Source organism: Pseudorhodoferax soli (assembly GCF_003337555.1).
Classification (GTDB): Bacteria; Pseudomonadota; Gammaproteobacteria; order Burkholderiales; family Burkholderiaceae_C; genus Pseudorhodoferax; species Pseudorhodoferax soli.
Window position 1 is genome coordinate 517,167 of sequence record NZ_QPJK01000006.1, and the last position, 20,231, is coordinate 537,397.

At 67.2% G+C, this 20,231-nt stretch carries 22 protein-coding genes; 4 read left to right on the forward strand and 18 right to left on the reverse strand.

Annotation, left to right across the window (positions count from 1 at the left end; all coding sequences use genetic code 11):
• Nucleotides 1-77: 77 nt before the first annotated feature.
• From DES41_RS22850 to DES41_RS22870, 5 genes are all read right to left on the reverse strand, one after another.
• Nucleotides 78-317: a hypothetical protein gene (locus DES41_RS22850; protein WP_147282932.1), complete on the reverse strand. Its 240-nt coding sequence runs from the start codon at nt 315-317 to the stop codon at nt 78-80.
• A 21-nt stretch (nt 318-338) separates the two neighbouring features.
• On the reverse strand, nt 339-755 hold the full coding sequence (locus DES41_RS37935; RefSeq protein WP_147282933.1) for a hypothetical protein: 417 nt from the start codon (nt 753-755) through the stop codon (nt 339-341).
• A 272-nt stretch (nt 756-1,027) separates the two neighbouring features.
• Nucleotides 1,028-1,729, reverse strand: a complete 702-nt coding sequence (locus DES41_RS22860; RefSeq protein ID WP_114469956.1) for a nitroreductase — start codon at nt 1,727-1,729, stop codon at nt 1,028-1,030.
• Entirely contained in the window at nt 1,726-2,295 is a 570-nt protein-coding gene (locus DES41_RS22865) for a 4-hydroxylaminobenzoate lyase (protein ID WP_114469957.1), read from the reverse strand. Before DES41_RS22865 ends, DES41_RS22860 begins: the two co-directional genes overlap by 4 nt.
• 2 nt (nt 2,296-2,297) lie before the next feature.
• Nucleotides 2,298-3,287 carry a tripartite tricarboxylate transporter substrate-binding protein gene (locus DES41_RS22870; protein WP_114469958.1) on the reverse strand — a complete coding sequence of 330 codons (990 nt, stop codon included), beginning with the start codon at nt 3,285-3,287 and terminating at the stop codon, nt 2,298-2,300.
• Nucleotides 3,288-3,408: 121 nt separating this feature from the next.
• On the opposite strand from DES41_RS22870, the gene DES41_RS22875 reads away from it, so the two are divergent.
• Nucleotides 3,409-4,377, forward strand: coding sequence for a LysR family transcriptional regulator (locus tag DES41_RS22875; protein ID WP_114469959.1), 969 nt, complete (start codon nt 3,409-3,411; stop codon nt 4,375-4,377).
• Here the strand turns inward: DES41_RS22875 and DES41_RS22880 are convergent.
• The 13 genes from DES41_RS22880 to DES41_RS22940 form a co-directional block, all read right to left on the reverse strand.
• The gene (locus DES41_RS22880; protein WP_114470029.1) at nt 4,374-5,081 is read right to left on the reverse strand and encodes an HD domain-containing protein; all 708 of its coding nucleotides are present in this window, start codon (nt 5,079-5,081) and stop codon (nt 4,374-4,376) included. The genes DES41_RS22875 and DES41_RS22880 overlap by 4 nt on opposite strands.
• A 64-nt stretch (nt 5,082-5,145) precedes the next feature.
• Complete coding sequence (locus DES41_RS22885) at nt 5,146-5,601, reverse strand: carboxymuconolactone decarboxylase family protein (RefSeq protein ID WP_114469960.1); 456 nt, start codon at nt 5,599-5,601, stop codon at nt 5,146-5,148.
• The gene (locus tag DES41_RS22890) at nt 5,598-5,993 is read right to left on the reverse strand and encodes a cupin domain-containing protein (RefSeq protein ID WP_114470030.1); all 396 of its coding nucleotides are present in this window, start codon (nt 5,991-5,993) and stop codon (nt 5,598-5,600) included. Before DES41_RS22890 ends, DES41_RS22885 begins: the two co-directional genes overlap by 4 nt.
• 94 nt (nt 5,994-6,087) lie before the next feature.
• Nucleotides 6,088-6,831 (reverse strand): nitroreductase, encoded by a 744-nt coding sequence (locus DES41_RS22895; RefSeq protein ID WP_114469961.1) that lies wholly within the window; start codon nt 6,829-6,831, stop codon nt 6,088-6,090.
• Between the two features lie 610 nt (nt 6,832-7,441).
• The gene (locus DES41_RS22900; RefSeq protein WP_170168261.1) at nt 7,442-8,452 is read right to left on the reverse strand and encodes a LacI family DNA-binding transcriptional regulator; all 1,011 of its coding nucleotides are present in this window, start codon (nt 8,450-8,452) and stop codon (nt 7,442-7,444) included.
• 33 nt (nt 8,453-8,485) lie between these two features.
• Entirely contained in the window at nt 8,486-9,685 is a 1,200-nt protein-coding gene (locus DES41_RS22905; RefSeq protein ID WP_114469963.1) for an L-talarate/galactarate dehydratase, read from the reverse strand.
• Between the two features lie 31 nt (nt 9,686-9,716).
• On the reverse strand, nt 9,717-10,685 hold the full coding sequence (locus DES41_RS22910; protein ID WP_114469964.1) for a Bug family tripartite tricarboxylate transporter substrate binding protein: 969 nt from the start codon (nt 10,683-10,685) through the stop codon (nt 9,717-9,719).
• A gap of 120 nt (nt 10,686-10,805) precedes the next feature.
• Complete coding sequence (locus tag DES41_RS22915; RefSeq protein WP_114470031.1) at nt 10,806-12,329, reverse strand: UxaA family hydrolase; 1,524 nt, start codon at nt 12,327-12,329, stop codon at nt 10,806-10,808.
• Between the two features lie 89 nt (nt 12,330-12,418).
• Nucleotides 12,419-13,645: a UxaA family hydrolase gene (locus DES41_RS22920; RefSeq protein WP_114469965.1), complete on the reverse strand. Its 1,227-nt coding sequence runs from the start codon at nt 13,643-13,645 to the stop codon at nt 12,419-12,421.
• 382 nt (nt 13,646-14,027) lie between these two features.
• Nucleotides 14,028-15,623, reverse strand: coding sequence for an aldehyde dehydrogenase (NADP(+)) (locus tag DES41_RS22925; protein WP_114470032.1), 1,596 nt, complete (start codon nt 15,621-15,623; stop codon nt 14,028-14,030).
• Between the two features lie 164 nt (nt 15,624-15,787).
• The gene (locus DES41_RS22930; protein ID WP_114469966.1) at nt 15,788-16,081 is read right to left on the reverse strand and encodes a Dabb family protein; all 294 of its coding nucleotides are present in this window, start codon (nt 16,079-16,081) and stop codon (nt 15,788-15,790) included.
• Nucleotides 16,078-16,536, reverse strand: a complete 459-nt coding sequence (locus DES41_RS22935; RefSeq protein ID WP_114469967.1) for a nuclear transport factor 2 family protein — start codon at nt 16,534-16,536, stop codon at nt 16,078-16,080. Before DES41_RS22935 ends, DES41_RS22930 begins: the two co-directional genes overlap by 4 nt.
• 16 nt (nt 16,537-16,552) lie before the next feature.
• Nucleotides 16,553-17,380, reverse strand: coding sequence for an RraA family protein (locus DES41_RS22940; protein ID WP_114469968.1), 828 nt, complete (start codon nt 17,378-17,380; stop codon nt 16,553-16,555).
• A 147-nt stretch (nt 17,381-17,527) separates the two neighbouring features.
• Here DES41_RS22940 and DES41_RS22945 point away from each other — a divergent pair, with 147 nt between their 5' ends.
• The 3 genes from DES41_RS22945 (at nt 17,528) to DES41_RS39615 (ending at nt 19,924) form a co-directional block, all read left to right on the forward strand.
• The gene (locus tag DES41_RS22945) at nt 17,528-19,138 is read left to right on the forward strand and encodes an IclR family transcriptional regulator domain-containing protein (protein ID WP_114469969.1); all 1,611 of its coding nucleotides are present in this window, start codon (nt 17,528-17,530) and stop codon (nt 19,136-19,138) included.
• Between the two features lie 170 nt (nt 19,139-19,308).
• Nucleotides 19,309-19,617, forward strand: a complete 309-nt coding sequence (locus DES41_RS39610) for a LysR substrate-binding domain-containing protein (protein ID WP_281277226.1) — start codon at nt 19,309-19,311, stop codon at nt 19,615-19,617.
• Nucleotides 19,568-19,924, forward strand: a complete 357-nt coding sequence (locus tag DES41_RS39615) for a LysR substrate-binding domain-containing protein (protein ID WP_211333053.1) — start codon at nt 19,568-19,570, stop codon at nt 19,922-19,924. Before DES41_RS39610 ends, DES41_RS39615 begins: the two co-directional genes overlap by 50 nt.
• Nucleotides 19,925-20,231: the final 307 nt, after the last annotated feature.

Sequence of the window (20,231 nt, forward strand, 5' to 3'; positions counted from 1 at the left end):
ACAGCTCCCGCCCGGGAGCGGCATTTGACTTTGAAACCGCTAGATGGACGCAGCCCACGATGCGTCGTCTGGCAGGTTCATACGGCGGTGCCAGTGTTGGACGAACGCTGGCCGCCACGCCAGAGGCCGATGAAATCCCGGGTGCCATTGATCGCCCTGGAATAGAGCCAGGTCGGTGTCAGCTTCTGATGCGGTAGCTTCCAGATGGGCTTGTAGCGGTGTACGTGTTCGTTGCCGATGAAGATGTATTCCTCACACGAGGCAATGATGGCCGCTTCGTCCACGCCCGTTTCGCTTCCTCCGGCACTGGGTGCCATGGAGTCGAAGCGGTGGGTTATTCAGCAGGCGATCACGACTTGTGGGCCGTGCTGTTCAACCGCGCGATGCGCATCCAGCTTCTCCACGTCCGGTCCATACGGGACGGTGGGTTGCCCGAGGCTTTGGTAGTGCGCCCTTATGGCTGGGTCTTCCTGTTGGCGGTTGTCGGTCGCCGCGATACCGAGCGTGCGCGCGAGAATACCTGTTCCCGCGCCGATCTCTATGGCGGTGCGACCACCGATTCGGTCTCCTAGGAAGTCGCATAGTTCGGCCGTGGGTAGACCATACACACCGTGCCGAACGCAGAACAGCATTCGTTCCTCCGCTGAGGTTTCGGCCAGAACCGCCGCGGGTACGACCTGCAGCCGGCCGTGTGCATCAAGTAGCTCCCCTGAGATGTCGCGGACGCGTGCCGGGTCGAGGCAAAAACTTTCCATGCCCCATTTTCCCGAATTGCCGGTCAGGCGCGATCAAGCGACGCACTAGAAACGCAAGACGCGAGGGGCAACAGCCCCGATAGCTGCTGCCCGGCCGAGAAGGAGCACGACTCGCGGACACGTTCTCAACATCTGTTCAAAAGCACCCGAATGGACAAGCGGCGTTCGCCCTGAGTCGAGAATGGCGGGAACAGTTCAACGGACAGGGCGCGAACCATTGCAGTGGCGGTCTCATCTGGCGCCGCCCCTTGCATTTCGGCTTCTTGGCGCGCTCATGGATCCGCGAAGTGCTGAAAGCTAGCGAACTCATGCACGGGCCGACGCGGTGTGGCCACCTGGTTGACAGGCATGTCGCGGTCGGGGTAGCCGAGTGACATGCCGCACACCGTCAGCTCGTACTCCGTGAAGGCCAGGTGCCGCGCGATGACCGGATGGAACCGCGCGAACGACACCTGCGGACAGGTGCCCAGGCCGCGCGCTGCGGCGGCAATCATCACGTTCTGGACCAACAGGCCCAGGTCGAGCCAGCTGTGGGGCGCCAGGCGCCGGTCGATGGTGAAGATCAGGCCGACCGGCGCGCCGAAGAACACGAAGTTCTTTTCGGTCTGCCGTATGCGGCTGGGCATGTCGGCGACGTCCACGCCAAGTGTCTTGTAGTAGGTCGTACCGAAATCGCGCTGCCGCTGGGCGTATTCGTCGGGCAGTGGGTCGGGGAAGTGCGGGGATGGCGGAAGCGTGTTGTCGCGGCAGGCGCGCACCAACGCGGCGCCCAGCGCTGCCAGGTGCGCACCGGCGACGGCGTGCACCTGCCATGGCTGGGTGTTGGAGTTGCTGGGCGCGCTCGATGCCACGTCCAGGACCTCTTCCAGCAGGGAACGCGGAACGGGGTCCGGCTTGTAGGCGCGCTGACTGCGCCGCGCCCGCAGTACACCGTCGACCACGCGCGTGGTGTGCGCGATGTCGCCCTGTGTCATGGCCGCTCCTCGGCCTGCGCTTCGACCGGTGGCGCGTGGTACGCAATGCGCCCGGCAGGCAGGTAGAACAAGGCGATGACCGCGCCGCCGCGGGCTTCCGGGTAGTGGTGGCTGCCCGGGCCGGGTGCCGTCCAGCCCGCTTCGCACCAGCCGTTGGGGCCTGCCAGCGCGGCGCCGGCGTTGAGGGGGACCACCATGTTCAGCTCTCCATAGGGATGCGCGTGGTACTGCCCGCGCAAGGTGTTGCCCGGGTTGCCCTGCGTGTTGGCCGTGCTGTCCATGTACACGGCCGTGATGCTGAACCAGTGCGTGCGCTCCGACGGCTCCACGAGGCGGCTGCGCCGGTAGTGCGGTCCGGTGATCTCGACGTTGGCGGCCCAGCCATCGTGCACGCCGGCCTTCACCAGGCGCGCGAGCTGCTCGTACACCGCGCTGCCCGGGCCATGGGACTTGTTCAGCCAGCGCTCGACGTCCGTGCCTGCGGTCATGTCCTTCACTTCGCCGAGGAAGGCGATGCTGCGCGCTATCAGTTCGTCACGGTCTTGGTTGCTGTCGTGGCTGTTCATGGTCACTCCTCTGATGTGAAGCCGGAGGCCCGGACCACCGGGCCCCATTTGTCGCGTTCGGCCCGGATGTGGCTTTCGTAGGCCTTGGGCGTGAGCGCGAACAGCTCCATCCCGACCTCCTCGAAGCCCGCCACCAGGGCCGGGTCCTTGCTGGCCGCGAGCACGTCGTCGTACAGCTTCTTGACCACGGCATCGGGTGTGCCCGGGGGAGCGAAGACGCCGTAGGATTCAACGGCGGTGATCGCGGGGTAGCCCTGCTCGGCAAACGTCGGGACGCCAGGCATGGCGCGCGAGCGCCTGTCGCCGCTCACGGCCAGGATGCGCAGTTTGCCGCTCTGCAGATACGGCAGGAAGTCGGCAACAAAGCCCAGGTACGCGGGGATCTGGCCGCCGAGCAGGTCATTCATGGCCGGCGCGGAACCCCGGTAGCCCACGTGCTGCAGCTTGAGAGCCGCCGCCTCGGACAACTGGAAGCCGAGGAAGTGCGCCATGGAGCCCGCCGCCGGCGACGCGAACATGGCGCGGCTGGGAGCCTGTTGCGCCCACCGCACGTAGTCGGCGAGGGTCTTGACGGTCGCGGGGACGGCGTTGCTGACGGCCAGGGCGCAGGTCGCCGAGACGACCGGTGTGATGGGCACGAAATCGGCCACCGCGTCGTACGCAAGCTTGGTGTAGACGTGCGGGTAGATGCTGAGCGCCGAGGTGTGCGTGCACAGCAGCGTGTTGCCGTCTGCGCGCTCGCGCTTGAGCTGTGCGTTGGCCAGGCGGCCCGCGCCGCCGGGCCGGTTGTCGACGATGGCGGTGATGCCTTGCTTGCGCCATGCCTCGGCCACGCGGCGCGCGGTCTGGTCCAGCGTGCCGCCTGCGGGGTAGCCCACGATGATCCGTCGCGGGGGCGCCGGGGCTTGCGCCCAGCCCATGGTCTGCAGTGCCGAAGTGGCCAGCGTGGCGAGGCCGAGGGCGCCGAAGCGCCGGCGTGAGAGTGGGTTCATGGGGGGGCTCCGCGAGGTTGCAAGGGGTTGAGGGCTCCATGATGGTCATCCGTCGCCATGAACGGAATCGCCCGTTTTGCAAGAGCACAATGCACGCCGTGCAATATCGGAGCCGCGCACCATGAGCATCGGACGCATCGACCTGAACCTCATCAAGGTGTTCGACGCGGTCTATGAAGACCGCAACCTGCTGCGTGCGGGCAAGCGACTGAACCTGAGCCAGTCGGCGGTCAGCCACGCACTCACGCGCTTGCGCGAGGTGGTGGGCGACGAGCTCTTCGTCCGTACGGCCAAGGGCATGGTGCCCACGGCACGGTCAGCGGCAATGGCCGACGGGCTGCGCAACTCGTTGCGCCGGATCGAGGCCACGCTGGGGGTGGAGCCCTTCGACCCGGGCAAGTCCACACGCCGCTTCGCGGTGGCCGCCAACGACCACCTGACGGCGGTGATGGTGGCGGAGCTGAGCCGGCTCATGGCGGTGGAGGCCCCCGGCATCGACCTGGTGGTGCGGCCGTCCACGCGCCTCGATCTTGCCGAGCAGATCGACGTCGGCAAGATCGACATCGCCGTGGGCATCTTCGCCCAGGTTCCGTCGCGCCTGAGCACGCGCATCTTGATGACGCAGGGCGAGCTGATCGTTCTGCGCAAGGGGCACCCGGCTGCACGCCGCAAGCTGGCGCTGCGCGACCTGGCGCGGTACCCCTTGGTGACGGTGTCGGTGGGCGGCCAGGAGGAGGGCGCGGTCGATGGTTTCATCCTGGAACGTGGCCTGGCACGACAGGCGGAGATGTTCGACCGCCATGCGCTGGAAGAGGCCTTGTCGGCCGACGGCCTGGCGCCGCGCTACCGCACAACCGTGCCGCACTCCCTGGCGATCCCCGCGCTGCTGCACGGCTCCGACATGTTGTCCATCATGCCGTCCTCGCTGGCGCGCAGCCTGGCAGGTGCGGGCGAGTTGCTGGTGCGCGAGCCGCCCTATCCAACCGCGCTGTCCACGTTCCGCGCGGTCTGGCACAGCCGCAATGACCACGACCCCGCGCACGTGTGGCTGCAAGAGAGCATCGCGCGGGTGGCGCAACAGGTGGCCTAGCCGTTTGCCGGGGGGTGTGGGTGGTCGTGGTGCGGGCAGCCGTCTGCGGCGTGGCAGATGGTGCGGCGCGTCCAGTCCGAAGCAAGGATGATGCTGCACATGTCCACGCGCTGGAAGGCGGGGTCTTTGAAAGCCAGGACATCGTCGTTGAAGGTGCCGAACGTGCTGAGCGGGCGGTGTTGCATGCCTTCGTAGAACGCGTCGATGATGCCCTGCGCGAAGTCTGCCTCCCGCGGAGAGGCGGCGACCACGGCCGCGCGCTGCGCCTCGGAAAACTGGTCGTAGCCGCGGCCCGCCACGTCCATGCCTGCCCCGGCCTGGACCAGCGCGATCTCCGGGCGCATGAACTGCGGGATGCCCGGCGTGGTGTGCAGCGCAACGGCGTTCCAGACGGTCTCGATGTCGGCATCGCGCACGCCGTGGCTCCGGAGGAATTCCCGCGCGGCATTCGCACCGTCCACTTCGAAACGCAGCTGGCTGTCGCGGTAACGTGCGGTGAGGCCGATGTCGTGGAACATCGACGCCGCGTAGAGCAGCTCCGGATCGAAGCTCAAGCCCGTGCGGGCCCCGGTCAGGTAGCCCCAGCAATACACGCGCACGGAGTGGTGGAAGAGCAGGTCGCTCTCGGTGTCGCGGATGTACTGGGTCATCTCCCGCGCGAGCTGGCTGTCGGGTATGTAGAACTCAGGAATGGCTGAAGGCATCATGGCGTGGTCCTCGTGCTGGTGGGTGTCGCTTGTGCGTGCGCGCTGCTGCAATGGTTCCGAATCACAGGGCGGCCAGGGCCTGGGGTGGGTTGCGGAATGCGATCGCCATCCGGTTGTAGGTGTTCATCAGACCGATCGCGATCGTCAGGTCCACGAGTTCGGGCTCGCCGAGCACGGAGCGGGCGGCGGCGAAATCGCTGTCGGGCACGCCGGTCTCTGCCACGCGGGTCACCGATTCCGCCCAGACCAGGGCAGCGCGCTCTTGCGCGTCGAAGAGCGCGCCCGCCTCGCGCCAGGCTTGCAGCAGGGCGATCTTTTCGATGGGCTGGCCCTTCTTCAGCAGGTCGCGCGTGTGCATGTCCAGGCAGTAGGCGCAGTTGTTGATCTGGGAAACGCGCAGGTACACCAGGTCGACGAGCACAGGCGACAGGCTGCTCGTCGTGATGTACCCATACACGCCGCCCAGCGCCTTGACGCCAGCCGGGGCGACCGTGTTGTAGTCGATGCGCTTGCTCATGGTCGTGATCCTCTGGTCGGTGATTGGATGGGGGTGGTGAGTGCCGTGTCGCCGCTGTCCACGACGAACACCGCCAGCAGTTTTGCGGGCCGGGTCTTGCTGGCATTCCGGCTGACCGAGTGCCGAGCGCCGGGAGGCTCATAGAAACTATCTCCAGCACGCAGGACCTGCCTGGGGCCTTCATTCACCTGGGACTCGATGGCGCCCGACACCACGTAGCCGTAGATGAACGCGGACTTCGCGTGCACATGGGAGGGCGAACCGGCGCCGGGCGCGTAGTCGACCACCAAGGCAACCAGCGACTTTCCGGGAATGTTCGCAATTTCCTGCCGCATCACAGGGGTGACTTTCTCGCCGGCGCCGTGCGCGTGTGTGACCGCGGTCGTCAGCATGCCGACGGTTGCGGCGGTGAACGTGATGGCACGAAGCCATGGTGCGCGCATTGATGTTCTCCTTGAAGGGAAATGGAGGGGGACGCGCTGAAGTTCAGCCGGCAAAACCGAGGATCTGCGCGAAGTCGTGCAAGCGCGCCCGTGGCATGACTGCCTGGTTCACCGGTGCCTGCGGATCGCCGTATCCCATGGACATGCCGAAGGCGGTGACGTCCTCCTCAGGCATCTGCAGGTACGACGCGATCTGATCGTGGAACTGTGCGAACGCCACCTGAGGACAGGTGTCAATCCCCCGTGCCTTGGCCGCAAGCATCACGGTCTGCGCGAACAGGCCGAGATCGATCCAGCTGTGGGGCTTCAATCGACGATCGATGCTGAAAATGAGGCCGACAGGGGCGCCGAAGAAGGCGTAGTTGCGCTCGGTCTGGCGCGTGCGCGCCGCGGCGTCGGAGCGTTCGATGCCGAGCGATGCGTAGTAGCGGGCACCGAAGTCCTGCAGCCGGTCGCGAAACCGATCGGGCAAGGGCTCAGGGAAATGCGCCGGTGCTGGCGCTACGCCGGCGCGTGACGCGGTGACCAGCTCATGCGTCAAACCGTCCTTCACCTCGCCGCTGACCACATACACGCGCCACGGCTGGATGTTGGCGCCACTGGGGGCGCAGGCAGCCTCGGCGAGGATCTCCTCCACGGCTTCCCGAGGGAGAGGGGCGGCATTGAATGCGCGCGTGGCCCGGCGCGAACGCACGACGCAAGAGACGCATGCTGCGATGGTTTTTGGCGACCATGGCGCAGCGGGGGCGCTCGGGACGTCGCGGTGTGGGGTGAGGGTTTCGGTCATCGTGTTCTCTTCTGATCGCTTGGAGAAACGCGATCTTCGAAGAGGTCCGACTTGAATGGAATTGATGTATTTGCAGATGCATATTGCAGGCGATGCAACTGCAGAGACTTGCCCTTAGGGGCTTGCCCATCGACAGCGGATCTACACCGACCTCAGCGCCCGCGGGGCGACGCCCATCCGAGAGCAACTACTTGCCAAAGCCCCGGCCGGCGTTGATCACTGTGGGATGGCGGCGAACCGCTTGCGGAGATCTGCGAGGGTGATGCCGACTTGCCGCATGAACGCTCTGCGCAAGACGTCCGCATCGGAGAACCCGGAGCTCACCAAGACCTGCTTCAGCGCCTGGCCAAGCGCTTGGAAAGACCTGTGGTCAGGGGCATGCGATCAGCAAGTCTTGCCGGGAGCTTCGTCAGCCTTGGCATCGTTCTCGGAGATGAAGGAGCGTTCGTGCTCCAGTGGTTGGTTGGCATCGCAAAGTCCGCCAAGCTGACCTTCCCCGCCGATGTCATGGGCGCCGGAGCGGCCAAATCTGTGCCCGATGAAGCTTCACATCGCTTTCAGTGTGAAAACACTCGGGCGTCGGGAATGCCTTAAATGGCTTGGGCGGCGCTCAGGTGCTGGCCCGGGCGATGACCTCGAAGCCGATGTCCACCGTGCGCGCGCCTTGGTTCTCGCCGGACAGTCTCGCCAGCAGCATCTGCCCGGCGCGCTCGCCGATCTCGGCGCGGCGGATCTGCACCGTGGACAGCCGCGGCGAGGCGGCGCGCGCGATGGCCAGATCACCGAATCCCAATACCGCCATGCGGCCCGGCACATCCCAGCCGTGCTGGCGGCATTCGAACAGCACACCGGCTGCGAGCAGGTCGTTGTTGCAGAACACTGCCGTGACCTCGGGCCGCTGCGCGACGATCTGCGCCAGCCGAGGGCCGGCGTCGTCAATCAAGGCAGGCGGGCGGATCAGTTCGGCCGGCACGTCGGAAACGCCGTGCTCAGCCGCCGCCGCGCGAAAGCCTGCCAACCGCTGCTGCGAACGCGCCTCCTGCGCGCCGATGAAGGCCAGCGCGCGGTGGCCGCGCGCGATCAGATGTTCAGCGGCCGCACGGCCCGCATCGTGGTTGGAGAAGCCGACCTGCATGTCGATGGCCTCGCCACCCAGCTCCCAGGTCTGCACCACGGGCAGGCCGGCGCGGCGCAGCTTGTCGCGCAGGGCAGGGGGTTGGCCTTCACCGGTGAGCACCAGGCCGTCGACGCGTCGGCCAAGGAAGGTGTCGACCAGGGCTGCTTCGTCGCCGGCGCGGTAGCCGCTCTGGCCCAGCAGCAGCTGGTAGCCGCCATCAGCCAGCGTGCGCGTCAGCGCCTCGATGGTCTCGGAGAAGACCAGGTTGGAGATCGTCGGCACGATGGCCGCGACGATGCGTGAGCGCTTGCTGGCCAAGCTGCCGGCCATCAGGTTGGGCACATAGCCGAGCTGCTCGATCGCGGAGCGCACGGCACGCAACGTGTCGGGCTTCACGCGTTCCGGCTCGTTGACCACGCGCGAGACGGTCACCAGCGAGACGCCGGCCGCGCGCGCCACGTCGCTCATGCGCACGCTGGAAGAAGAGATGGGAGAAGGGGGCACGCGCGGGATCATAGCCGCGCGATGGAAGCGTTTTCAGGGATGCTTGCCGAACTCTTCGAAGTCCGCGCGCCAGGCGATGGCCTGCTCGCTCAAGCTGTAGCCCAGGCCCGGCCGGTCGGACACGTGCATGCGGCCGTCCTTGAGCTGCATCTGCTCATTGAACATCGGGCCCAGCCACTCGAAGTGCTCCAGCCAAGGCTCGATCGGGTAGGCGGCTGCGAGATGCAGGTGGATCTCCATCGCGAAGTGCGGCGCAAGCTTGCGGCCCTTGAACGCGCCCAGCGCCATGATCTCCAGGAACGGCGTGATGCCGCCGACGCGCGGCGCGTCGGGCTGGATGAAGTCGCTGCCTTCGGCCATGATCAGCTGCGCATGCTCGCCGGCGCTGGTCAGCATCTCGCCGGTGGCGATCGCGGTGTCGAAGCGCGCGGCCAGCTGGGCGTGGCCTTCGAAGTCGTAGGCGTCCAGCGGCTCCTCGATCCAGGTCAGGTCGACGTTTTCGAAGGCGCGGCAGGCGCGCGTGGCCTTCTGCCGGTCCCATTGCTGGTTGGCGTCGACCATCAGCGGGAAATCGTGGCCAAGCAGGTTGCGCGCTGCGCCAACGCGTTCGATGTCGATGGCTAGGTCGGGCTGGCCTACCTTGAGCTTGATGCCGCCGATGCCGCTCTCGCGCGAGATGGCCACATTCCTGAGCACCTGGTCCAGCGGCGTGTGCAGGTAGCCGCCCGAGGTGTTGTAGCACTGCACGGAGTCGCGCTGCGCACCCAGCAGCTTGGCCAGTGGCAGGTGGGCGCGCCTTGCCTTCAGGCCCCACAAGGCAATGTCGAACGGAGCGATGGCCTGCGTGGTCATGCCGCTGCGGCCCATGCTGGCGCCGGCCCACAGCAGCTTGGTGAAGATGCGCGAGATGTCGTTCGGATCTTCGCCGATCAGGTTCGGCGCCAGCTCCTTGGCATGCGCATACATGCCGAGGCCCCCGGCACGCTTGCTGTAGCCGAAGCCGATGCCCTGGAAGCCGTCGCGCGTGCTGATTTCGGCAAAGATGAAGGCGATCTCGGTCAGCGGCTTCTGCCGGCCGGTCAGCACCTTGGCGTCGGAGACGGGCGTGGCCAGCGGCAGGAAGATCAGCGAGACCTTGACCCACTCGATGCGGTCGCCGGTCTCGGCGGCGGTGCGGGCGCCGTCCGCGATCTGGGCGTACGACACGATGTTGGATTCGACGGCTTGTGCCATGGTTGTGGACCTCGGGTTGCAGGGAGAAGAATCAGTCAGGCTTGAGCCCGCCCTTGCGGATCACCTCGGCCCAGCGGGCACTCTCGTCGTTGACGAACTTCGTATAGTCAAGGGACTTGGAGGCAACGACGACGAAGCCGTTGCCTTCCAGCTTGGCCCGCGCCGCGGGCTCGTTGAAGGCCTTGACCATGGCCGCTTCCAGCTTGTCGACAATGGCCTGCGGCGTGCCCTTGGGGGCGGACAGCCCAGTCCATGACACGGCGCTGAAGCCCGCGAATCCGGACTCGGCCACGGTGGGCACGTCCGGGTACTGCGGGTTGCGCTCGACGCTGGTCACGGCCAGCGCGCGCATCTTGCCGGCTTTCACGTGTGGCAGCGCGGCATCCTGGTTGGTGAACATCAAGGGAATCTGGTTGGCCAGCACGTCCGTCATGGCCGGGCCGCCGCCGCGATAGGGAATGCCCACGATGTCGATGCCGGCCACCTGCTTCAGGTATTCGGTCGTCAGGTGGCCCGACGAGGCGGGCACCTGGCCGTAGTTGACCTTGCCCGGGTTGGCCTTGGCGTAGGCAATGAACTCCTTGAAGTTCTTCGCCGGGAAATCGGGGTTGACCACCAACACGTTGGGGCCGGCCGCCAGCTGCGAGATGTGGACGAAGTCGCTTTCCTTGTAGCTGGGCTTGGGCGACTGGAAGCCATGGATCACCGCATTGCTGCCGATGCCCGACAGCAACAGCGTATAGCCATCAGCCGGTGCCTTGGCGGCCTGGTCCGAACCAATGGCGCCACCGGCTCCCCCCTTGTTGTCCACGATGAAGGGCTGCTTGAGCTGCTTGCCCAGTTCCTCCGCAATGAGGCGGCCCATGATGTCGCTGGTGCCGCCGGCTGGGAAGGGCACGATGATCTTGACAGGCCTGGTCGGGTAGTCGGCCTGGGCCTGTGCGGCAAAGGGCAGGGCAAGGCAGGCGAGGGCGGCGAGCAGCGAATGGCGTTTTTGCATGAAGGTCTCCTGAAGATGAATGAAAGCGCTTCCATTTGAAGGAGGCGTTGGCGGCAACTTCCTGGGGTTATCCCAGGGCCCGGGTGGTGGCGTCCCGCGGGTTGGGACGCGGCACAGCGGTCAGTCGGCGACGCCCAGCGGCCAGGGCACGAATTCGTTGAGCCCCACGCCCAGCGCTTCGCTCTTGGTCGCCTCGCCAGAGGCGTGGCGCAGCACCTGCTCGAAGATTCGCTGGCCCATTTCCGCGATGCTCGCCTCGCCGTCGATCACCGGGCCGCAGTTGATGTCCATGTCGCCGGCCATGCGCGCGTACATCGGGCTGTTGCTGGCCAGCTTGATGGTCGGCGCCGGCACCGACCCGAAGCACGAGCCACGCCCGGTGGTGAAGCAGATAAGGTTGGCGCCGCCGGCGATCTGGCCCGTGGCCGACACCGGGTCATAGCCCGGCGTGTCCATGAACACCAGGCCATGCTGCGTGACAGGCTCGGCGTATTCGTAGACCTCCATGAGGGGCGCGTTGCCGCCCTTCTTGGCGCCGCCCAGCGACTTCTCCAGCACATTGGCCAAGCCGCCGGCGTTGTTGCCTGGGCTGACCTGGCCGTTGATCTGCGTGTCGCGGCCCTTGTTGTAGTCCAGCCACCAGTCGATGCGGTCCACCAGCTTTTGGCCGATGGCCGGCGTACGCGCGCGCGCCGTCAGCGTGTGCTCCACGCCGTAGATCTCCGAGGTCTCCGACAGGATGGCCGTGCCACCGTGGCGGATCAGGATCTCCATCGCCGCGCCCAGCGCCGGGTTGGCCGACAGGCCCGAGAAGCCGTCCGAACCACCGCACTGCATGCCCACCATGATGTGCTCGGCCGATACGCTCCGGCGCCGCGCCGTGTCGGCCAGCGGCAGCATGGCCTCGACCAGCGCGATGCCGGCGGCGATCGCCTTCCTGGTTCCTCCCACCTCCTGGATCACCAGCGTGCGCAGCCTTGGGCCAGGTTCCAGCCGCTGGTGGGCGAGGAAGGCGCCGAGTTCGTTGTGCTCTTCGCCCAACGCGATGACCAGGGCGCCGGCCGTGTTCGGGTGGCGGATGTAGCCGCCCAGCGTGCGGCGCAGCATGTCCATGGGCTCGCCACTTTTTTCCATGCCAGAGCCCTGCTCGTGGATATAGGGCACGACACCGTCGACATGGGGGTACGCGGCCAGCACCTCGGCGTCGAAGTGTTTGGCGATATGGCGCGCCACGGTGGCGCCGCTATGCGACACGATGAACACGCCCACGTAGTTGCGCGTGGCCACGCGACCGTCGGTGCGCACGATGCCCATGAACTGCGCGCGTTGATCGGGCGGCAGCAGGTCCGTCGGGACGTAGTCCTGGGCGTGGCGATAGTCCTTGACCAGATCGCCGAAGGCGATGTTGTGGCTGTGCATCCAGGTGCCGGGTTCAACGTCCTCCGCTGCGAAGCCGATCACCGTGGCGTACTTGAGCACGGGTTCGCCCTTGGCGATGAAACGCGTGGCCATCTTGTGGCCTGCGGGCACCTTCTGCAACGTCGTGGTGCCCTCGGCGGCAGCGGCCGTGCCGGCGGGCACCTCCAGGCGGGCGACGACGACGTTGTCCTTGGCATCCAGGCGGATGAAGGGGTTGCGCAGCATGGCTTGCGTCGGCGCAATGGTGGAGGCCAGCGCGGGGGTGACGGGCTTGGCGGTGGTGGACTGCATGGTCGTTCAGGAGCCTTGGGTTCTTAGGCGAACACGCCGATGGGCCAGGGCACGAACTCGTTCTCGCCCACGCCCAGTTCTTCGCTTTTGGTCGGCAGGCCGGACGCGTGCGCAAGCCAGCGTTCGAACACCACCCGGCCCATCTCCTCTACGCTGGCGCTGCCGTCCAGCACGGGCCCACAATCGATGTCCAGGTCGTCCTGCATGCGCACGAAGGTTGCCGAGTTGCTGGCCAGCTTGACGGTGGGCACGCCGGCCGCGCCAAAGCCCGAGCCCGTGCCTGTGGTCAGCGCCAGCAGCGTGGCGCCACCGGCCACCTGGCCTGTCGCCGACACCGCAGCGTAGGCGGGCGTGTCCATCACGACCAGGCCGCGCGCCGTGACCGGATGCGCGTATTCGTAGACCGCCTGCAGCGGCGTGCTGCCGGCGCGTTGCCACGCGGATCTCGCCTTCTCGGCCGCGCTGGCCAGGCCGCGCGCGTCGCTGTGCTTCTGTCGCGTGAGCTGCGTGTCACGGCCTGCTGTGTACTGCTTCCACCAGTGGATGCGCTGCGCGAGCTGCTCGGCCACGGCCGTGCTGGCGGCGCGCGCGCGGGCCTGGGCCTCGATGGTGGCCAGGTCGCTGGTCTCCGACAGGATGGCCGTGCCGCCGGCCTGCACCAGCAGGTCGACCGCCGCGCCCAAGGCCGGGTTGGCCGACAGCGCGGCCTGCGCATCGCTGGCGGCCGATTGCAGGCCGACCACCAGGTGCGCCGCCGGGACGGTCTGCCGCACGCTCCGGTTGGCCAGCGGCAGCATGGCTTCGACCGCAGCAATGCCGGCCGCCACGGCGTTGGCCGTACCGCCGATCTCCTGCAACACCACCATGTGCAGCAGCGGGCCGAGTTCCAGCTTTTCCTGCTCGAAGAAGCCACGGATGTTGTTGCGCTCGCAGCCCAGCGCGATGACCACGGCACCGGCGATGTTGGGATTGCGGATGGTGCCGGCGATCGTGCGGCGCAACAGGTTCATGGGCTCGCCCGTCATCTCCATGCCGCAGCCCAGCTCGTGCACGAAGGGGAGCACGCTGTCGACATTCGAGAAAGCTGCGATGCGCTTGGCGCTGAAGTGGTCGGCCACCATGCGTGCTGCTGTGGCGCCGCAGTTGCCGACAACGAAGATGCCGATGTGGTTGCGCGTGCCAACGCGGCCGTTGGGGCGCAGGTGGCCTTGAAAACCAGCGGCATCGAGGGTGGGGTAGGGCGGGTACATGGGGCCGGGGTGCCTTTTGATGGTCTCGAACAAGCGGAAGCGCTTCCATAAGTACTTACCAGAGCGACACTCCTATATTGCGGATGTTAATGGTAGCGCTTCCATTTTGTCAATCACCGCTGGAAGGGTCCCTGGACTTAGGCTGCGTTCTGTTGCGATCCGGTCAGGGGCGGGGGGTCAGGTGATTCACACGCTGCCTCGCCATCGGCGCGTTTGCGTTGCCCAACCCAGCGTGGCTTATCCCTGCCATCGGCGAATGCGCGCACCGTCTCCGGCTGTGCCTGCGGCAGCGGCGAGTCCGCGTAGCGCAGGCAATACCAAGACGCCACCTGGGCCGCACTGCGTCTCCGAGGCCTGACCGGGGCGCAGTCGACGGTGCTCATCAGGGCTGCTGCAGCGCGCCATCGACCAGGCGCCACAGCCCGAGCGGATTGCCCTGCTGCAGCGCCTCAGGCAGCAACGTGTCCGGGAGGTCCTGGTAGCACACGGGCCGCAGGAAGCGCTCGATGGACTCGGCGCCGACCGAGGTGAACATCGCGTTCGCCGTGGAAGGAGATGGGCCGCCATGCACCATGGCATGGCAGACCTCCACGCCGGTCGGAAAGCCGTTCACGAGGATGCGGCCGGCCTTGCGCTCCAGCACCGGCAGCAGGCGGCGCGCGTCGGCATGGTCCTCGGTGTCGAGTTGCAGCGTGGCGGTCAGCTGGCCTTCCAGGCGCTCGGCCACCTGCAGCATCTGCTGCACGTCGCGCGTGCGGATGACGATCGCCGCCGGGCCGAAGATTTCGTCGCTCAGCGCCGGCGTGGCTAGGAATTGCTCGGCATCGGTGATGTACAGCGCGGCCTGCGCAGCGTTCGGGCGCGCGCCGGCGTCCACGCCACTGGCGACGCGTTCCACACCGGCCATGGCTTCCACCTGCTGCATGCCGGCCTGGTAGGCCGCATGGATGCCGGGTGTCAGCATGGTCTGCGCGGCATGCGTGGCCAGCGCGTCCCGCGTGGCCTGCAGGAAGGCGGCGAGGCCGGGGCTGTCGCAGGCCAGTACCAGGCCGGGGTTGGTGCAGAACTGGCCCGCGCCCAGCGTCAGCGAGGCGGCGAAGCCCTTGCCGATGGTCTCGGCTCGTGCGGTCAGCGCGGCAGGCAGCAGGAACAAGGGGTTGATGCTGCTCATCTCGGCATACACCGGGATCGGCTGGTGCCGCGCGTTGGCGATCTTCTGCAGCGCCAGGCCGCCCTGGCGCGAGCCGGTGAAGCCGACGGCCTGGATGACGGGGTGGGCCACCAGCGCCTCTCCGAGCTGCCGGCCGCCGCCGATCAGGAGTGAGAACACGCCTTCGGGCAGGCCATGCGCCTTGACGGCCGCCTGCACGGCCCGACCGACCAGTTCGGACGTGCCCAGGTGTGCGCCGTGCGCCTTGACGATGACGGGCGCGCCGGCAGCCAGCGCTGCGGCCGTGTCGCCACCGGCCACCGAGAAGGCCAGGGGGAAATTGCTGGCGCCGAAAACCGCCACGGGGCCCAGGGGCACCTTGGCCAGACGCAGATCAGCGCGGGCCATGGGCTGGCGCTCGGGCTGGGCCGGGTCGATCGTGGCCTTCAGGAAATGGCCGTCGCGCACGACCTTCGCAAACAGCCGCAGCTGGCCCACGGTGCGGCCGCGTTCGCCCTGCAAGCGGGCCAAGGGCAGGCCGCTCTCGGCATGCGCACGCTCGATCAGCGTGTCGCCCAGCGCCAGGATGTTCTCGGCGATGGTTTCGAGGAAGGCTGCGCGCGTGGCCAGCGGCATGGCGCGGTAGGTGTCGAAGGCGACGTCAGCGAGTTGGGCCGCGCGGTCCACGTCGGCCGCGTCGCCCATGCCGAAGCTGGGCTCAGCGATCTCGGCGTTGGTCGCCGGGTTGAAGGCGCGCTGCGTGCCGGCGTTGCCGCGCACCGCGCTGGCGCCGATGAGCATGTCACCAGTGAGGGTGGTTTTGAGCATGTCGTGATCGATGGCGTTGGGAAGGTCGTTACTGCGTCGTGCGCTGAGGCGACCGACGGCCGCGGAGCAGGCCATGCTGGAGCACTCGCGCAACTGGCTTTGCCAGTCCGCTGGGTGCGCCCCTCTTCGCGCAGCAAAGGGGCGCGGGGCAGCCGCCTGGGGCGCTATACCGTGTAGTCGACAGCTGCCCAGTCGAAATAGGGCTTCAAATCAGCCACGAGGGCCTGGTGCAGCGGGTGCAACAGATATGCGTCGAGCGCCTGGGCATCCTCGACCTCGGACTCCAGCACGTAGTCCCAGCTGATCGGCCGCACGAGTTCGTTCGCGGCCACGCGCCAGTGGCGGATTTCCGGGATATGCGCGCCCAGCGCGGCCATGCGCTCGGTCAAGGCGCCCTCAAGGTGCGCGTCCTTGTCGGCTCCGGCCTTGCGCTTGAACAGCACGACGTGGCGGATCACTTGGCGCTCCCCGCGCTTTTGAGTGCGTAGCCGCGGCCCTTGTAGTCGAAATCGACCAGTTCGTTGATCGGGGTGCCCTTGTCGGCCGGCGAGGCGTAGTAGGCGCGGATCTCCTTGATCTTGCCGTTCTCGAAGTCATACCACTCGGCGCCGCGCAGCGCTGTGCCGCTCTTGTTCTTCCAGTGCGTCCACTCGATCATGGCCTCAGGCTTGTCATGGCTGATCAGGATGCGCTCGATGGTCCATTGCGAGCCCAGCGTCTCGACGCACCAGATCCACTTCTTCGAGATGGTGTCGGCCGTGCGCCAGGGCACCTCGGGCAGGCCGGCCGGAAAGTAGTGCACGGCATCGGGCGTGAAGCAGTCCATCAGCGCCTGGTAGTCGGCCGCATTGCAGGCGTCGAAGTAGCGGCGAATCAGCGCGTCGTAGTAGTCGGGGGTGTAGGTGGTGGCCATGTCGTCTCCCTCGGGTTCAACGTGTGCCAGCGGGCAGCGCGGGCTGGATGGCGGGCCGGCCGGCGGCCACCCATTCCTTGTGCTGGCGGCGCGTCGCGTCGCTGGGCGGGTACAGGCCCCACAGTGCCTCGCCGGCCTGCACGCGCAGCGCCAGATACGCCTCGATGTCGTCGCGCTTTTCGCAGAGGTCGGCCATTTCCTCCGCCAGGTGCGCTGGGATCACGGTGATGTTGTCGCCGTCGCCGTGGATCACGTCGCCCGGGTACACGGCCACGCCGGCGCAACCGATCGGCACCTGCAGGTCGGCGACGTGGTGGTAGCTGAGCCGCGTGGTCGCGGTAACGCCGGTGCACCAGATGGGAAAGTCCATTCCCGCCAGCTCGGTGCCGTCGCGAAAGCTGCCATCGGTGATCACGCCGCGCGCGCCGCGCATCATCATGCGGGTGATCAGCATGTTGCCCATGGAGGCGGCGCGGCCATCCTTGTTGCTGTCGATGACCAACACGTGGCCGGGCTCGATCTGCTCCACGCCGACCCATTGCAGGTTCTCGGCCGAGGGCTCTGTCGTCAGGTTGCCGTAGGCATCGATGTCCTCGCGCGCCGGGATGAAGCGCATGGTGTAGGCGCGGCCGGCAAAGGGCTTGATCTTGCGGTTCAGTGGCGTCAGGCCGTGCAGCACGGGCTGGCGGAAGCCCTTGATGTAAAGCTGCGTCGTCAGTGAGCCGCTGGTGGCCTTGGCCAAGCGGTCCAGCACGGCGTCTGAAACATATGGCGCGGGCGCCCGCTGCGGTATGGCGGCGAGGGGGGCGGGGTTGGAGGCGTTGGGGGCGTTGGAGTTGGGCATGGTTTGTCTCAACATGTGGGAGACGATGCAACGTCGGCATCGCCGCTGCTGGCCTGCCAATCCTAGGAGATGGCCCGGAAATTAGAATCAGCGGGATCAGGCTCGCGCATCGTGAGTCCGGCCAAAAACCCACCAGTTGAGACAAACATGGCGACATCTCAGGCGACAGCAACGGGCGAGGGAACCGGCGCACTCGAAAAAGCCCTGGACGTGCTGGACGCCATCGGCGCCGCGCCTGCCGGCTTAGGCCAGGCCGAGCTGGCTGAGCAGTTGGCGCTCCCGCGCACCACGGTCTACCGCCTGCTGGCAACGCTGGTCACTCGCGGCCTGGTGCGGCGCGACCCGTTGCGCAAGGTCTACTGCCTGGGCTTTCGCTGTTTTGAGATGGCGCGCCAGGCTTACGCCATGCCGGACCTGGTGGCTGCTGCCACTTTGGAGCTGCGCGCGCTGCGCGACCTGACGGGCGAGACCACCTACCTCGCCACGCTGGACGGGCGCGAGGTGATCTCGCTGGAGCGTTGCGACGGCGCGCACAGCCAGCGCTCCGCGGCCGTGCTGGGCCAGCGCAAACCGGTGCACTGCACCAGCCAGGGCAAGGCCATCCTGTCGCAGATGACGGACGAGGCGCGCGACGCCATCGTCCGCGATGCGGTGCTGAAGGCCCTCACGCCGCTGACCATCACCGACCGACGCCGGCTGCAGGCCGAGCTGCGCATCACCAAGGCGCGTGGCTACGCCATCGACGACGAGGAGATCGTGCTCGGCGTGCGCTGCGTAGGCGCGGCGGTGGTCGATGCCGCAGGTGCCGTGCGCGGCGCCATCAGCGTGGCCGGCCCGGCCTGGAGACTCACGCGTGCGCGGCTGGAGCTGCTGGGCCCCGAGGTGGCCGAGGCCGCGCGCCGCGTGGGCGCTCAGATGCAGCCGCAGCGCGAGCAGGCCGCCGAGCCCGGCGAGGCTGCGGTGCAGGCGCTGCCCGGCCCCTGGGCCTTCCACGGTGCGCATCCGCTGTGGTCGGCCGACGGCCAGCGGCTGTACTGGGCGGACGCGCTGGCGCCCTGCATCCGCGTGGTGGAAGACGGCGCAGATCGCAGCTTCTACCAAGCCGATGCACCGCTGGTCAGCCTGCTGCTGCGCGATGGTGCGTTGGTGGCGGTGACCGAGCATGGCGCACTCGCCCTCGATGGGCAGGGGGTACCGGCCGGCGCATTGCCCTGGCCGGCTGGTAGCACGCTCGCGGCCTGCTCCGGGGCCGACGGTGCGCTTTGGGCGGCGCTTGCGCTGCCAGAGTCCGGTGCTGCCATCGGCCTAGTCCAGGCCGACGGGCGGCTGCAGGTTCACTGGCGCGTCAGCGAGCCGGTCGCCGCCTTGCGGTGGCGCGCGGGCGATGCGGCGCATGATGGGGCGCTGCTGGCGACGGCTCCGGGCTCCGGAGCCATCTTGCTGCTACAGCCGGGCCAGCACCAGGTGCGCCGGCTTGCCACCATGCCCAAGGGTTCAGGCCGGCTCGGCGGGCTGGCGTTCGACGAGCACGGCGGCGTGTGGGTGGCGTTGGCGGAGGGCTGGTCGGTCGTGCGCTTCACGCTTGAAGGGCAGCTCGACCGCGTGATCGGCCTGCCAGTGCCTAGCGCCACTGATCTGGCGTTTGATGCAGCCGGATCACATGGACGGCTGCACATCACAAGCGCGCGCAACAGCGTTCCGCTAGACGCGCTCGGGGCGGCACCGCTGTCGGGGCGGTTGCTGACAGTGGAGGTTTGAACACTGAACAAGTGTCGGTTTCCAACTTCGAGAATGGCCCGTGTGCCCGAGGCGAAGGCCATGACCGGGCATATCTGCGCGGACTCGCTTCTGGGCTCCTTCAGAACTGAGGCTTCGCTTCAGGCGCGCCGCAGCTTCATATTGAACTGGAACTTGTCCGAGGGGTACAGATTTATCGAGGCCTCGGCCACCTCGCCGCGCGTGTGATGGCGCCGATCATCCTCACGTTCCTGCGGCGCTACCACCACGTGCATGTCGACCTGTTCACGGAGGGGCGGCTGGTCGATATCGTTGCGGCCGGCTTTGACATGGGCCTGAGGCCCGCCGATCTGGTGCCCAGCGACATGGTCTCTCTGTCACTCGGCCTGCATCGCAGCAACGCCGTTGTCCCATCGCCGGATTTCCTGCGCATGGCACGGCAAGCCCATCGTGCCGACCGACCTGTACCGCTTTCGCTGCATTCGCGCCCGGCTTCCTAACAACGCTTTGTTCCGTTGGCGGTTCGAAAAGGATGGGGAGGCCGTCCAGATCGACGTGCAGGGCTCCATCACGCTGGATGAGCCGAGCCTTGTGCGAATCGCCGCGCAAAGTGGAATCCGGCTCGGCTACATCATGGGGGCGGATGTACGCGAGGAACTCGTCGCGTCTCGGCTGGTGCGCGTTCTTGAGGACTGGACGCCGGCCTTGGCTCCGTTGGCGCTGTACTACCCAGGTAGGAAAAATCCGCTGGCTGCGTTCCGTTCATTCATCCAAGTCGCTCGCGAGTTCGCTGAAGGCAACAGATAGAGGCGTTGGCGCGCGAATCGACGGGCTGGAAATGACGAAACGGCCTGGCTTCGTTCTGTTTAGAGAAATGGCGGGAATGCGCGCCGCAGCGGTCTCCGACTGCAATGCGTTGCAGGGCCGCTACGGGCGCACGGCCGCCGGCCCATGTAAACCCGCTGCCGGCTAGGAGCTTACGTTCGGCTTGCGCCGACAGACGACAGCACCATAGCCGGAACCGGTCCATCAGCGAGAACTCGTCGCCAGATCGCGCGAACGGCTGCTCGCGCAGTTGGGTGAGTTGGCGCTCTGCGCCCGCAACGGTCTTGCA

Coding starts and splice junctions, on each gene's coding strand:
- DES41_RS22850 (WP_147282932.1), bottom strand. CDS start 317: ATGGCACCCAGTGCCGGAGGAAGCGAAACGGGCGTGGACGAAGCGGCC.
- DES41_RS37935 (WP_147282933.1), bottom strand. CDS start 755: ATGGAAAGTTTTTGCCTCGACCCGGCACGCGTCCGCGACATCTCAGGG.
- DES41_RS22860 (WP_114469956.1), bottom strand. CDS start 1,729: ATGACACAGGGCGACATCGCGCACACCACGCGCGTGGTCGACGGTGTA.
- DES41_RS22865 (WP_114469957.1), bottom strand. CDS start 2,295: ATGAACAGCCACGACAGCAACCAAGACCGTGACGAACTGATAGCGCGC.
- DES41_RS22870 (WP_114469958.1), bottom strand. CDS start 3,287: ATGAACCCACTCTCACGCCGGCGCTTCGGCGCCCTCGGCCTCGCCACG.
- DES41_RS22875 (WP_114469959.1), top strand. CDS start 3,409: ATGAGCATCGGACGCATCGACCTGAACCTCATCAAGGTGTTCGACGCG.
- DES41_RS22880 (WP_114470029.1), bottom strand. CDS start 5,081: ATGCCTTCAGCCATTCCTGAGTTCTACATACCCGACAGCCAGCTCGCG.
- DES41_RS22885 (WP_114469960.1), bottom strand. CDS start 5,601: ATGAGCAAGCGCATCGACTACAACACGGTCGCCCCGGCTGGCGTCAAG.
- DES41_RS22890 (WP_114470030.1), bottom strand. CDS start 5,993: ATGCTGACGACCGCGGTCACACACGCGCACGGCGCCGGCGAGAAAGTC.
- DES41_RS22895 (WP_114469961.1), bottom strand. CDS start 6,831: ATGACCGAAACCCTCACCCCACACCGCGACGTCCCGAGCGCCCCCGCT.
- DES41_RS22905 (WP_114469963.1), bottom strand. CDS start 9,685: ATGGCACAAGCCGTCGAATCCAACATCGTGTCGTACGCCCAGATCGCG.
- DES41_RS22910 (WP_114469964.1), bottom strand. CDS start 10,685: ATGCAAAAACGCCATTCGCTGCTCGCCGCCCTCGCCTGCCTTGCCCTG.
- DES41_RS22915 (WP_114470031.1), bottom strand. CDS start 12,329: ATGCTGCGCAACCCCTTCATCCGCCTGGATGCCAAGGACAACGTCGTC.
- DES41_RS22920 (WP_114469965.1), bottom strand. CDS start 13,645: ATGTACCCGCCCTACCCCACCCTCGATGCCGCTGGTTTTCAAGGCCAC.
- DES41_RS22925 (WP_114470032.1), bottom strand. CDS start 15,623: ATGCTCAAAACCACCCTCACTGGTGACATGCTCATCGGCGCCAGCGCG.
- DES41_RS22935 (WP_114469967.1), bottom strand. CDS start 16,536: ATGGCCACCACCTACACCCCCGACTACTACGACGCGCTGATTCGCCGC.
- DES41_RS22940 (WP_114469968.1), bottom strand. CDS start 17,380: ATGCCCAACTCCAACGCCCCCAACGCCTCCAACCCCGCCCCCCTCGCC.
- DES41_RS22945 (WP_114469969.1), top strand. CDS start 17,528: ATGGCGACATCTCAGGCGACAGCAACGGGCGAGGGAACCGGCGCACTC.